This is a genomic window from Acinetobacter nectaris CIP 110549 (assembly GCF_000488215.1).
GTDB lineage: Bacteria > Pseudomonadota > Gammaproteobacteria > Pseudomonadales > Moraxellaceae > Acinetobacter > Acinetobacter nectaris.
In genome coordinates, this window is record NZ_KI530739.1 from 23,418 (window position 1) to 34,549 (window position 11,132).

Below are 11,132 nucleotides of genomic sequence, written 5' to 3' on the forward strand. Positions count from 1 at the left end.
ATGTCTGAATACCGTGGCTTAATTGGAATATTGATTCTGTTGCTCATTGGTTTTATTTTTTCCAATAACAGAAGAATGATTAAGATACGTACCATTTTGCCTGCATTGGGTTTGCAGTTTGCATTGGGAATCTTAATTTTATATGTTCCATTTGGGAAATATTTATTTGAACAACTCGCGGTAGGTTTCAATAAAATTATTAGTTACTCTGATGCAGGGAGCGCTTTTCTTTTTGGACCCCTTGTTGGTAGTAAAATGAATACGGTCTTTGATGGCGCAGGCTTTATTTTTGCTTTTAGAGTACTTCCAACCATTATTTTTGTTACAGCACTCATTACTATTTTGTATTACCTTAAAATTATGAATGTATTTATTCGTGTTTTAGGTGGTGCATTTCAAAAAGTATTAAACATTAGTAAAGTAGAATCGTTTGCCGCGGTTACAACCATTTTTATTGGTCAAAATGAGCTACCTGCTGCACTCCGTCCATTTTTACTTAAAATGAATAAAAATGAACTGTTTACTGTAATGTGTAGTGGTATGGCTGCTGTATCTGGATCAGTATTGGTTGGTTATGCAGGTCTTGGTGTACCTATGACATATTTGCTTGCAGCTTCTTTAATGGCTATTCCGGGTGGTATTTTATTTGCAAGATTACTTAGCCCTGCAACTGAAGTTTCACAAGTAGAAGTAAAAGAAATATCTTTTGGTGAAAACAAACCAACCAATATTATTGAAGCTGCTGCAAGTGGTGCCATGCTCGGTCTTAAAATTGCTGCTGGTGTTGGTACTGTTATTATGGTTTTTGTCGGTTTACTGGCATTACTGAATGGTCTAGTTGGTGGAATTGGTGGAATATTTGGATTCTCAGATTTATCAATTAACTCAATTTTCGGCTATGTTTTATCTCCACTTGCATATTTAATGGGAGTAGATTGGAATGATGCATCGCTTGCAGGTGCATTACTTGGTCAAAAATTGGCAATTAATGAGTTTGTTGCGTATTTAGGTTTAGCACCTCATCTAGCAGATCACAGCATTTCACCACATACTGCTGCAATTATTTCATTTGGTCTTTGTGGTTTTGCAAACTTTAGTTCAATTGGTATTGTTATTGGTGCATTTAGTGTTGTAGAGCCAAGTCTAACACCAGTTTTGTCTAAACTTGCATTACGCGCACTCTTGGCAGCCACTCTCTCTAATTTAATGAGTGCAACAATTGCAGGCATTTGTTTATTTTTATAATCATCGAAGGTATATACAACCTACATCTTAACAAATTATTATGAATATAGATTTGGGCTAGGATGTTTGTTGCAATATTACTTGTATCTGTAAACCTAGAGTTAGAGGTTGCAGGTATTAACATTGTTTCAGCTTTAACCAGTAGTAATGTATGAATAATATGTGAGCTTGCAAAGCGTTCAGATATCAAAAGTAGTTTTCACAATATATTATTTTCTGTTTGAATCAGTTTAGTTAAATAATACCTCACAAAAAAATTGCCGCTAATCAATTGATTGTATTAACTTTTACTTAATATGGCATAGGTCTTTAGCAGTAGAAAGTTACTTATTTTGATAAAGGTATCGAAGCTTAATTCTACTAGATCAAATTCTGTTGTTCCCCTAGTTCTTTTGCAGCACTAATTTTCTTAATCTGCTTTTGCAAATCGTCTTTTTCTTTTTGGAGTAGAAGTACTTTATGTATTAATTCTTCATTTTTAGTTGTTAATACTGCTTCTGTACGTGATATGTCAGCATTTTCTTTGCTTAAAACATCTATTTTTTGCTGTAAGTAAGTACGCTCCTCTTTCAGTTCTATTTCTAGTTTTTCATTTCTTTTTTGTACATCAGAAATCATTTGCTGTGCTTGCTGTTGTAAATAATTGTGTTGCTGTTCAATAATCTTTTTATGATTCTCATACTGCACTTGATTTGTTGTTAAAACTTTTTCGTAATTGACTTCTATTTTATTAATTTCTAATTTCGACTTGTTTTGAATATCTTCAATTTCACTGTGATACTTCTTATCTTGTGTTGCTATTTGTTCATCATATTGTTCTTTAACAATTGATAATCTCGCTATTTGCTCATTTCGCTCCTTTTCTAATAATTCGATTTTTTCTTGATATTGCTCAGCTTCGGACTGAAGTTTTTCAAATGCTTCGCTTGTAATCTGAAGCTCTGCATGTGTTGCTTCGAATTGGCTTAAATAGCTTTCTGAAAGTGTGTTAACTCGTTCTGATAGAATTTTGCTTATTGCCTCTTCCACAGCAATTTTTTCATTATCTTTGAGCTCAAGAGTCTTCGTTTTTTCTTTATTTAATTTTTCAGCTTCATATTCTTTTCTATATTTTTGTACTGTAACGCTAGAGCCACCGACAAGTTCTAATATTTCTCTATTTGTAAAATCTGCTTGTTGTTCTTCCAACGTTGCACATGCTTCAAAAACTTGTTCTTTCGTCACTGCTTTCTTTAATTTTCTCATAAAACATTCCTTTTCTTAAACCAACTAAACTGACTAAATTAAGTAAACTAACTAAACTAACTAATTGAACTTTATTAAAGTTTAGGCCAAATCAAAAACAAGATGTAAACTTCAGTGCTGCAGTTTTGTAATCACCATTCGAATTTTGAGCTATTGTCGTTTTCATACTTTTTCTGCTCCGATTTCTCTTTATTTTTGAACTCAATTTGCGCTATAGCTTTACTGAGAGTTGTTGTATCAATATCTTGAATTCGTCGTGATACTTGTTCACCGACTGGACCTCGTGTTGTATCTCTTCGAGAAACTCTTGCTTTTGCTTCATCATTTCTACTGAAATCAACAATTGAATTGTCTCTTTGATTTCTTCTGATATCGTGTATGCTCTCATGTCTTGTATGAGACTTTCTTGCAAAGACTGCTTGAACTTTATTAAAAACTGAGGCAATTCTTCTTCTAAATTTTTCATAAAATCGCTTCTTGAGCTGATTAATGTATTCTCTAAGCTGATACGATGTTCCAATAGTTGTTGATTTTCTGCGTCGAGTGTTTTCTTGATATCGTTGAGACTCGATAATAATTTCATTTGTTCTAAGCTGATATTCTCTTGTTTTTCGATTTGCTCGATCAATGTTTTGTTGTACGTTTTCAGCAATGCGTTTTCGTTCTTCAATAATTCGAGCTGATTCAAGATATATTTGTCGATTTCGCTCATTGTTATCGCCATCTTTTAGCTCCTGTGTTTCACCATCTGTTGCTGCTGTAAGTAGCTTGACTGATTCTGCATCTGTACGATTTGCGAGTTCAAAATCCCAGTATTTTGAAGAATTTCGCTTCTTTGCATCTCGATCTGTTTCGCATTTGCAAAGATTTGATACGCTAAAAATGAACTCATGAGCAGTAGAAATATCAAAAAAACTCCTAACCCATAGGTTATCCAGATCGATCTTTCTGACAGCAATAATTCCTTGAGTTTTGTCTCCATTTTTTCTTCGGTGATGTGTTTGATCTTCGGTATCGATTGTTCTGCTGCTCCAATCACTATTGAGCAAACTTGATCCTCGACCTTCTGCGTATCGATTTTCAGATCTTGTAATATCATTTGTTTTGCTTGTTTGATTTTGAGATTCAGACTCTCTATGTCCTTTTTGAGTGTAGTGACTGTCGTTGTATCGAGTGTCTTTAGTGTCAATAGTAAGTTGTTCATTTCTGATTTGATTTCGTTGTTTACTTCGAGAATTTTCGTCGGACTCGCTTTGTTGATTGCGTACATCAACGTCGATATTCGATTCGATACGGTTTCTGCCTGTTCTGTCTGTATGCTTACTCTTGTAATTATTTGTGTTATATTCTGCTCTTGATGCTCTAGCACGCTCATAAAGTTTTCGAGCGTCGTTTGCATGCTGCTCATTTCCATCTGCAACTTCTCGAGCATATTTTGTTGATTTGAGATGCTCTCTGTAAGCGTTAATTTCGAATTCGTCATTGTAATAACTGCCTTTTAGTCTATGTTTTTTTTCATCATTTAATGTCACTGTTAAATAATTTTTCCCTTCTTTAACTGATTTAATTCCATTGAGCTCTCGCAAACACTGTGCAATATCTGTTCTGTTTTGAACAAAGGGACTATCTAGTAATACTTTCACGTAGTTATTGATCATTCTGCAAAACTGCGCTTTTTTGAGCAGTTCAAAGGACTCTTGATCCAGTATTTTTTTTACTTGTGCGGTAATTTTTTCAACGTGATGCGGTGCTTTGGTTGTTGCTCGAAGAAGGGGATTATCTGGGCGGGACCAGTTGTACTTATAATTAAAGTAATCACGTAATGGTGCGTAATAGTTTTCATGCCCTGGCGGTGCGATATTTAAGCTCTTTCCTGTTTCAAGCTCTAATCTTGGTACCAATATATGAATGTGTTTTGAGCCATCATCTTCTATATGTTGAGTTGCAAATAAATGATATTGATTTGGTTCAAGTCCAGCGAAAGCATGTTTTTCAAATTCATCTAAAACTTCCTTAATTTGTACATCACTTGGATCGTCATCTTTTGCCCAGGCAATCACTGCGCTCGTATATTTCCAAAGATGAGGACTAGAATCACAGATAGAAGTAAATGTAATTGGATCTCCACGTAGTACATCAACGCCAGCTCTAGCTCGATTTAAATGATCAACATGATCCAAAACATAAGCTGATGCTCTGTTTGCAGCTCCTTTTCCATGTTCTAAGAACTTGATTAACATTAGAGTTCCAAACCTTTTTTTTCTAATTGTGCTTTTCTTTTTTCGATCGCTTTTTCTGAGCGTTGAATTTTGGGCAATCCTGGCAATAAACTTTGAAAATCACTTTGAAAGTTTTTTAAAATGATTTGGCATTGCAAGAAGTCATACTTAGTAAGTTCTGTTGCAGAGTCCTTTTTTATAATATTTAATGCACGCGCAACTTGATTAATGTTATTACCGATTCTGCTTAATTCGAGCAGTAATTTCGGATCTATATTTTGATAGCGTTTAACAATTTCAATCTCTGTTTTTTTAATATATTTTGGTTTAAGAACAAAATTGTTTTTAAATTCTTTCAATGTCGGAACATAAAAAGAACTACGCTGGATTTCTGACTGAATCGCTTTTCGTAAAAAATCAGTTAAAGACTGATTTCTCATTTTTAAAATGACGTCGATTTGCTCAAGCTCAAATTGATTAAATCTGTACTTTTTTATAATGTTCCTGACCTGCTTTTGCTTTTGATCTTGCTGCTTCTGAATAGCTATTTCATTCTTCATTTTCGCTCCAGCTTTTGCTTTTCCGGGTCTTAGGGGTGGAGCCCCTAACAAGCTTCCTGAACGCCAAAATATCGAAGATTTTTGGGGGTACAGGTATGCTTGCTCACTTAACAACCTATAAGTAAAAGAGTATTGAATAATGATTTGAATTGAAAATTTTTTAGAAAAAAATCAAGAAACAGGTTTACTTTTTTGAATAGAAAAAATCGCTTTAAAGTGAAATTAATCAGCTTTCAAGAACTGTTAATTTTGCAAACAGTAGTGGGACTTATAAAAGATAAATCATTGCAAAGAATGAGAGAAAATATTTGTATTGATCTTAAAATTTTGATCTGTATTTAAAACACATGAGTAATAGCCAGGATTTTTAATTTATAAGAAAGATAAATCCTAGATGGGACTTAAAAGCTTTATTCTGCGTTCTAGGCAGTTTTAAATAATTAATAATGGGTAAAGCCAAATATATGTAAAAAGATCAACTACGAGCTTATAGACGCATTTAAACGATAGTTTTTTTATTCCATCACAACATGAATAATTGCTAAGTCGGTATTTGATGAACAGGATAGATAAGTGTTAGAGGCCTAGATGATAATTCAATAAATCCGAAACGCTGATAAAATGCAGCAGCCTTTTGATCTTTAGCATGGATAACAACGAAATTAACACCAACTAATTGTGAAACTTTAGAAACTTGTCTTAGTGCATGTGCCAATAGGTATTTTCCAATACCTTTCCCTTGAGCAGTCAGATTCACAGCAAAACGTCCAATGACTACACTAGGTAGTGGATAGCGTGGTAATCTTTTCGTTAATGCTTCATCAATAATTTCAAAACTGATAGATGTACTCGATAAACAATAAAATCCAAGCACTTGATCTTTAGAATCAAGTGCTACATAGGTTTTACTTGTCCCTGATTTTTGATGCTGTGATGCGTATTGCTTAAGGAATCGGTTTAAATCTTCTTGGCCACAATCAAAATCTTTTTTGTGATGTATAGACTGTAGAATCTCAATTCTCATCCAACATACCCATTAAATTTTGCATGTCAGTATTTGCAGGGCGTGGATTCGCAAGCAGATCCATAAGCATATCTCGATCTGTATTATTCACATTAAGATTATAAGTAGATTGAAGTAAATTCTGTGCACGATCAAAAGACGATTGTAAGATGAATGAGCTCACGCTTAAGCCAAGTAAGTTAGCAGCTTGCTCTATAAGGTCCTTTGCTTCGGTTGTTGCACGAATATTGAGTCGTTCTGTTGCTAAGTTCGCCATAATAGCACCAATTGTACACCTAGTTGACGTACAATAGTACCATATTTTAGAAAGACAAAATAGAGGGCTTTTAAATTGGTTTTCAAAATCTATTAAACTCAATATTTAAGATTAGAAAATATCTTGAAAGGGTCAAATTCTTAAACTTCTATTTTTTATTTAAACCCAAAACTTCTAAAAAACAGCTTCGCTAAGGAGGGCTAACGCCCACTCTCTACAGCGCTACACTGTACTGATAGCTATTTGGACTAAAAAAACATGTAAGTTACTAATTTTAATTTAAAAAAAATCATATTTTTTCTCTTTTTTTTTATTTTGATTTTTTAGTCATTTTTTGTTCTTTTTTTAGCTTAAAAACTGTACTTCTTGACAATTTTGTACGCTTTACAATATCTACTACTGCAATATCTTGTTTCAGAAGTTTTAAAGCATATTTACGTTGTTGTTCATATGATTTGCCTTTATTTTTTCCTCCCTTTTTTCCCATTTCGACTGCAAGAGGGATTTTATTTTCTCGTTTTGCAGTAAAAAGATATCTTGATGTACAAAAATTGGAAATACTCGTACTGATTTTTTCAATTTCAGAATCTGATAGAGCCGGATCACAGACACGATGATTAAGCTCTTTACATTCATTTAAAAGAATCAGTGCAAGTTCATCTTCACTCAAGTCAATATATTGTCTATATAATGAATAAGCATGAAAACGCATTGTGTCAAAAATGAAATTATTCCGTTGTCCAATACCGATTATGTTTTTTTCTTTTTTAATTTTTTTTGCAATTGTATTAACAATATAATTTGAGTGATTTTCGACTTTCAAATCTGTAACTCTAGCAAGTTCACCAAGCGTATATTTATCAATTCGCATACTATGTACTGAAGCATTTTTAAACATTGGATTCTTGCAAATATAGTTTTGATAACAAGCATCTCCGTTTAAAACTTCATTCAATCTTTTTTTAATTAATTTATAAAAATTATATGATTTTTGACTATAATTTTTATACTTATTTGAAAGATCAATACATACCCAATTCTTAAGAAAATAAAATAATTGAACATGTTTATTTACCTGATTTTTAATAATTAAATTAGGTAATGGAGCATCTGGATTCTTTAAAATACGACCTTCGATAATATCTGCAACTTGTTCATCAATGTCAATCACAATAACACCGACTTTAAAGTCACTTGCAACTTTCATATATTCATATTGAAATGTTTTTTGATTATTACTATCTAAAAAAAATGGTTTGTGATTAAGTGTACTTTTTGATTTAAAGTATTTATTTGTAGTGCTAATTGAAGATAAGAAATTTATTAGTGCAAGTGATAAATCATCTTTTTCTGTAATAAGAAATGTGTTTTTTAAGTACTCTGTATTTAAAAAATGATGTGCTTCAATCTCGCTGACTTCATCTTTACAGCATGTTTCTTGCATTGTATATACCGAACAATTATCAAATATCTTGCAAACAATGAAAATTTCGGTAAAATAACAAGTCTCTAGTTTGTATTTTTCCGATGCTTTCATTGTTTGTAAGTATCTGTTAAACAAAGTAAAAAAGGCAGATTTTTAATCTGCTTTTTTTACGACTAAAAAGCGAATTAAAAAAGTTAACACATTTTTCTTAGAATTAAAAGTATATATTTTTCAATAATTTAATTAATTTATGGGTTAATTATTCTAGATCGTGCTTGACGAGGTATACCTGATCGTTCAGCCATTTCTGCTAAATTTAAAAATTCTTACTATTCAACAATGAAATATTTAAAACTAAGACATTTGGTTCTGTCGAATTAAGGAAATTTTGCTAAACTGATTGAATTTGCAGTCACCCAATGAACATCATTTCTCAAGCATTTAAACGCCTTCATTATCCAATCGATGTGATTGCAAGATACTTACGTTGATATCTGAGTTACGCATTGATCTTAAGAGACCTTGAGAAAATAATGAAAGAGCGTGGGATCGATATCGGTTATTCAACCTTGCATAGATGAGTCATTCGCTTAACCCCTTTACTTAATCAGACCTTTAAAAAGTATAAAAAAGAGGTAGGACTACTTCAGAGGATCGATGAAACCTATATCAAAGTTAAAGGGAAGTTGACGTATTTGTATTCTGCTATAGATTCACAAGGAAAACCATCAAGTTATTACTAACAGCCAAGCGTAACACCCATGCACCCTAAGATTCTTTCATCAAGCCATATCCCATAATGGACACCGGATACGGTAACGATTGATCATAGCGTAGCATCATGCGGTACTACCTCATCTTAATCAAAATACTAATTCGATGAGCAGTTCCATCAAAATACAGAAAAATAAATACTTAAATAACAGAGTGCAACAAGATCATCGATTTATTAAACGACGGATTCGACCCATGTTAGGATTTAAATCATTTGGGGGTATCAAGATTATTTGATTGTTGATCGCGTGAAATATCAAAAATGGGCAAATATTCACCTTTAACTTCTTTAATGGGACTGAACCTATCTTTTCTATTTAAAAATTAAATATCATTAGAAAATAGAAACTTCTTAAAATTATTTTTATTAGCTATATGACTTAATTCTCTCAAAGATAGGATAAAAATCAACACCATCATCTTTCATCATCGAAATTAAAGAAACAATGACTGCAATTTGTGTTGGTACTTTACCAATTTTCTTATAGTTAGTAATCGAGTTGGGGTTCATATCTAAAAGTAACGCAAATTCTTTTATAGATAGGCCAGATTTACCAATTAATCTTTGAAATTCTTCGTACGGCATGACTAAAACAATAAAATATTTTGATTGTTAATTATAGCATATATATTTTAGTTACAATTAAACACATTATTAGTTTGTTTGACACATTATTAGTTTGCTTGACACATTATTTATGTGTTTTAATGACTCTTATGAAGTGATTGCTACGCATAGGAGACTAATTTATGAATAAATTTACTTCACCACAATTATTTATTTCTACTGAAGTCAAAACATTAGGATTAGAGCTAATTAAAGAGCTTTATATTCAACGTACAGCACCTTTAGCGTTTTATTTAGACGTTAATCCATCTTTTGATGGTCATGAAGCTGTATTTTTTTGGATTAGAAATTATTTAGAGGAGTATCCAGAGGCTGTATTTACTGAAATTAGAAATCGTTTTATTAGTCTTATTCCTGAATGTTAGAAATTACTGCTAAAACTGTGCTTATCATTATCTAAGCACAGTTTTTAAAGATGGTCTCTGCTTATCTTTCCTAATATTGATAGAGCCTAGATGGGTATAGTATTTATCTTTTTCTCAGAAATCCTAGGCTATTTTTGTTCAATAAATCCAAAGATATAAGATAAAAAATCTATAATTACTTTATTTTTTGTTAGACTTGTTAAAAATAATCTGCATATTTTAATTGGAACTCATGTCTGATTTTAAGTTAACCTGAGTTCGACGTAAGCAGACCTAAATTTGAATGATTCTTTGAGCTTTAGGTTTGCTTGGACTCAGGAAATATGCAACAACAGCAGCCATCATATTCACCATAAAGTTGAATACTGAACGATGTCTTGAATGTTCAATATGATGTAAGTTTTTAAGTTGGTCATTGACTGTTTCAATCAATCCACGTTTTGAAAGTAATGCCTTATCATCAATAGTGATCGGTTTACTTTGTTTCATATTTCGACGTTTTGGCGTGATAAGCCTTAATCCTCTTGAGGCTAAAATCTCGGTCTTTGCTTTACTCAGGTAACCCCTTGTCACCGAGTAATATGCCTTTTAATTCATGTGTTAATTGCTCTATGACCGCTGTATCAAGTACATCTCCTAATGTGAGTTTGAGGTTAATTATTTCACCTAAATGATTAATAAGCAGGTGTAACTTAAAACTGTAGAACCAACCTGTACTATTTTTCCCTCGATTTGCTCAACCTTTAAATACACGATGTCTTTGGATTCTTAAGTTGTTACAAACAGTGAGTTTAGTTGAATCAATAATACTGATTTCTGTATCTTGACCTTTGATTTGATGAAAGAAGGTTGTAAGGGCTTATAAGCAACTCGGCATAATTTCAACAAAACGGTTATAGCTCACCAATTGAGGAAATACTGATTTCCAGAATGGACAGACCATATGACAATAAAAATATTTAAAGAATCGAAAGCCAGATTGGTGAAATAAGATGATGATGGTCATGGCTTCAGATAGACTTAACTTTGATTTTCGCTGTCGTATTTTTTGATCTGAAATGAGGGATTTTTCTAATTCTGCGTTAAATTTCTTGCAAAATCGTCCAAAGTACAAAATAATTCGGTAATATAATCCATGAAAAACCTTGTCCTTATAATTTTGTTATTCACCAATTAAAATGTCTATGCGAAAACCCATTTAAAATGTCCTGTTTTAACTCAATGTGTCAAGCACAGGATTTAATTTTCTTTGTTCAATAATGGCCTGTTGAGCTTTACGATTCGGCATGTGTTTTGATCTCGAACGTTTATTTTGTTTTTCTAATTCCTCATGTTGTTCTTGAATATGAGAAAGTACAGCTCCTAAGCGTTTATTCTCAACAACTTCATG

The 11,132-nt window shown here is 32.4% G+C and carries 10 protein-coding genes and 3 pseudogenes; 4 read left to right on the forward strand and 9 right to left on the reverse strand.

The features are described 5' to 3' along the window. Nucleotides 1–1,245, forward strand: a complete 1,245-nt coding sequence (locus tag P256_RS12825; protein WP_023274125.1) for a NupC/NupG family nucleoside CNT transporter — start codon at nt 1–3, stop codon at nt 1,243–1,245. 360 nt (nt 1,246–1,605) lie between these two features. Here the strand turns inward: P256_RS12825 and P256_RS13050 are convergent, their stop codons facing one another. The 6 genes from P256_RS13050 to P256_RS12855 form a co-directional block, all read right to left on the reverse strand. Beyond that, complete coding sequence (locus P256_RS13050) at nt 1,606–2,490, reverse strand: DNA-binding protein (RefSeq protein ID WP_023274126.1); 885 nt, start codon at nt 2,488–2,490, stop codon at nt 1,606–1,608. A 131-nt stretch (nt 2,491–2,621) separates the two neighbouring features. Continuing rightward, complete coding sequence (locus tag P256_RS13055; RefSeq protein ID WP_023274127.1) at nt 2,622–4,730, reverse strand: relaxase family protein; 2,109 nt, start codon at nt 4,728–4,730, stop codon at nt 2,622–2,624. Then, the gene (mobC, locus tag P256_RS12840; protein ID WP_155756774.1) at nt 4,730–5,320 is read right to left on the reverse strand and encodes a plasmid mobilization relaxosome protein MobC; all 591 of its coding nucleotides are present in this window, start codon (nt 5,318–5,320) and stop codon (nt 4,730–4,732) included. The genes P256_RS13055 and mobC overlap by 1 nt, the downstream gene beginning before the upstream one ends. Nucleotides 5,321–5,810: 490 nt before the next feature. After that, complete coding sequence (locus P256_RS12845; protein ID WP_023274129.1) at nt 5,811–6,293, reverse strand: GNAT family N-acetyltransferase; 483 nt, start codon at nt 6,291–6,293, stop codon at nt 5,811–5,813. After that, the gene (locus P256_RS12850) at nt 6,283–6,549 is read right to left on the reverse strand and encodes a type II toxin-antitoxin system TacA family antitoxin (protein ID WP_023274130.1); all 267 of its coding nucleotides are present in this window, start codon (nt 6,547–6,549) and stop codon (nt 6,283–6,285) included. The genes P256_RS12845 and P256_RS12850 overlap by 11 nt, the downstream gene beginning before the upstream one ends. Nucleotides 6,550–6,859: 310 nt before the next feature. Further along, nucleotides 6,860–7,993, reverse strand: coding sequence for a replication initiation protein (locus P256_RS12855; protein ID WP_023274131.1), 1,134 nt, complete (start codon nt 7,991–7,993; stop codon nt 6,860–6,862). 635 nt (nt 7,994–8,628) lie between these two features. Between P256_RS12855 and P256_RS13535 the strand changes: the two genes are divergently transcribed. Further along, complete coding sequence (locus P256_RS13535) at nt 8,629–8,718, forward strand: DDE-type integrase/transposase/recombinase (protein WP_407637990.1); 90 nt, start codon at nt 8,629–8,631, stop codon at nt 8,716–8,718. Nucleotides 8,719–8,842: 124 nt separating this feature from the next. After that, nucleotides 8,843–8,986, forward strand: a pseudogene (locus P256_RS13460) (DDE-type integrase/transposase/recombinase); the annotation flags it as partial. Between the two features lie 130 nt (nt 8,987–9,116). On the opposite strand, the gene P256_RS12860 reads toward P256_RS13460, so the two are convergent. Next, the gene (locus tag P256_RS12860) at nt 9,117–9,335 is read right to left on the reverse strand and encodes a hypothetical protein (RefSeq protein WP_023274132.1); all 219 of its coding nucleotides are present in this window, start codon (nt 9,333–9,335) and stop codon (nt 9,117–9,119) included. 164 nt (nt 9,336–9,499) lie between these two features. On the opposite strand from P256_RS12860, the gene P256_RS12865 reads away from it, so the two are divergent. Next, complete coding sequence (locus P256_RS12865) at nt 9,500–9,742, forward strand: hypothetical protein (protein WP_023274133.1); 243 nt, start codon at nt 9,500–9,502, stop codon at nt 9,740–9,742. Between the two features lie 273 nt (nt 9,743–10,015). Here P256_RS12865 and P256_RS12870 read toward each other — a convergent pair. Then, a pseudogene (locus P256_RS12870) lies at nt 10,016–10,879 on the reverse strand (IS982 family transposase). 76 nt (nt 10,880–10,955) lie between these two features. Continuing rightward, nucleotides 10,956–11,132: pseudogene (locus P256_RS13250) on the reverse strand (ISNCY family transposase); the annotation flags it as partial.